Source organism: Mucilaginibacter sp., from assembly GCF_039207105.1.
In the GTDB taxonomy this organism is placed as follows: Bacteria; Bacteroidota; Bacteroidia; order Sphingobacteriales; family Sphingobacteriaceae; genus Mucilaginibacter.
Genome location: NZ_JBCECK010000308.1, coordinates 1 through 2,297, shown reverse-complemented (window position 1 = coordinate 2,297; position 2,297 = coordinate 1). Strand labels below are relative to the sequence as shown.

4 protein-coding genes are annotated in these 2,297 nt (G+C 44.1%); all 4 read left to right on the top strand.

The annotated features are described in order from the left end of the window. Positions 1-253: conjugative transposon protein TraM (gene traM, locus AAGC65_RS25950; protein ID WP_343115357.1), on the top strand; the 253-nt coding region annotated here is incomplete at its 5' end. A gap of 32 nt (positions 254-285) precedes the next feature. Then, entirely contained in the window at positions 286-1,191 is a 906-nt protein-coding gene (locus AAGC65_RS25945) for a hypothetical protein (protein WP_343115356.1), read from the top strand. A 317-nt stretch (positions 1,192-1,508) separates the two neighbouring features. Beyond that, positions 1,509-1,703, top strand: coding sequence for a hypothetical protein (locus tag AAGC65_RS25940; RefSeq protein WP_343115355.1), 195 nt, complete (start codon positions 1,509-1,511; stop codon positions 1,701-1,703). 46 nt (positions 1,704-1,749) lie between these two features. After that, the coding region (locus AAGC65_RS25935) for a recombinase family protein (protein ID WP_343115354.1) at positions 1,750-2,297 on the top strand (548 nt) is incomplete at its 3' end.

Here is a 2,297-nt window from a genome sequence, read left to right as displayed (position 1 = left end):
CGATATGACCGATGGCATGGAAGGCATCAGTGTACCGGAAGCCGTTACCAGTGATGCCATGAAGGACGGTGCAGTTAATGGAGTGCAGAATATGGATGTGATGAGTTTTGATCCTTCGGTAACAGCGCAACTCACCACTGCTGGTATCAATACTGCCAAGGGGCTATTCTCCAAAAAGATCAAGCGGGTCAAAGGAAAGATCAAGGACGGGCATCAGGTATTGCTGCGTGACAACAAGGCACTTAATCGATAATTCATTTATTAACCACTTAAAAGTAATTAGTCATGAATCAAGCAAGTTATGAGTACAATAAAGAGCAACTTCAGTATTTAGGTTTTGGTACCGAGATTTCTGGCGAGCTGCAAAAAAGAATGGAACAGAATCTCACTGAATTTACTATTCCCTTTAATAAGAAGTTCGGCAATGACGAAGTGCAGGTATTACTTCATTTTTCTAAAGGAGACGATTTGCAAAAGGACCTTACCTTTTTTAACAGATTTGAAGTCAACCTAAAAAAGGAAGGAATGGAAGATTTGAGCCAGACCTTTTTCGTCGGTCAGAGATACAACTACACTTTACAGGAGCGCTATAATATGATGGATGGCCGTGCTGTCTACCGGGAACAACCGGTGATGGAAAAAGCAGAGGTTGAAGGTAAACAAAAAATGGTTCCGACCGGTGAAACCTATACCGCCTGGAGGGCGCTTAACTTTAAAGAAGCCGACCCACACGGTAACTTCCTTCCTAAAATGATTAGATGGCACGACCAGGCAAAAGAATTGGAGAAATACCCCATTGTTGGCGCTGAAGAAAATTATATGAAGGCTCGCCTGGTTGCCCAACTGGAAAAAGGGAACCGGGTTGATGTGACCGTATTAAAAGATGGTGAAGAAGTGAAAGCCAAAATGGTTGCCAACGCAGCAATGCTTCGTATAGATTTCCATGATGAAAATGGCCAAAAGCTGGATATCAAAAAGGTAAACAGGCAATCTTTCGAGCAAAGTCAGAAAAGCGAGTTGTCGCCCCAGGAAGTTCAGCGCGCAGCTATTGCTAAAGCAGCAGAGGCCAAACAGCAGAATGGAGTGTCACAATCAGCAACATCCTCCCCCAAAGAAGATGCAGCCCAAAAAGCCGGCGCCGAACAAAATCAACAACAAATTGAGCGTCGCAGGCAAACCGTTCGCGTGTAAGTCATGGAGTTGTGCAGGCCAATATGGGAATTTTTCGAAAGGGTCAAACGAGACCCCCGGATCTGCATTGCTCATATTGGCCTATTTGCAACACTTTATCAATTATGGCAGCTCAATGATTTCGCAGAATATATTGAAGTGTACAGTTATGAGGTGATGGAGGTCGCCCGCATATCTTCGCGGGCAACCTACCATAACTGTATTCGTGACCTGCATGACTTCGGATACCTTCAATACTTTCCTTCATTCAATAAAAAAAAGCGCAGTAAAATCATGCTTACCCCAAAAGAGCCGACTGCGCCCCAGAGATAATTAATATGGCCGAGAAGAAAAACGGGCAAAAATACCGGCTTACCGATCTGACCATGGAAGAGATCAGGGAATGTCCCGGCTTACAGAAACTATCTGATCAGGAAGCGCAGGAATTCATTGCCACGCTCAAAGAATACACGGTGATTATCTTCAATTATTACCGTAGAAAAACCCGTAAAAGCTTGGAATCAAGCGAATAAATGCCTATTTTGTAATGAATAGAGGGACGGATTTTTTATTACGATTATGGCCGAAAATACACTTTTCAGAACTTTTGCTAAAGGTGCAGACGCCAGTCTGAAAGCGAAAGGAACCAGCTGCGTTATCTATACCAGGGTGAGCGGCAAAGAACAAGCAGAGAATTTAAGTTTAGATACGCAGCGCAAAGCCTGTAACTTGTATGCCGAGCGCGCCGGGTACAACATATTGGCCTACTTTGGCGGGACTTATGAGAGTGCTCAAACCGATGAACGTAAGCAATTCACGGCAATGATCACCTATGTAAAACGATCTAAGTCGAAGGTTTCTTATATCATTGTTTACAGTCTTGAGCGCTTTTCCCGCAACGACAATTCTATTTGGCTGACCAATCAGTTAAGAGCATTGGGTATTGAGATCGTTTCGGTAACCCAACCGATAGATACCTCCAACCCATCAGGGCAGATGCAGCAAAAAATGTTGTTCCTGTTCGGTGAATATGACAACCAACTACGTAAGCAGAAATGTACAGCAGGTATGAAGGAAATGCTGTTACGGGGAAACTGGCCGGCCCATCCGCCACTTGGCTATGATAG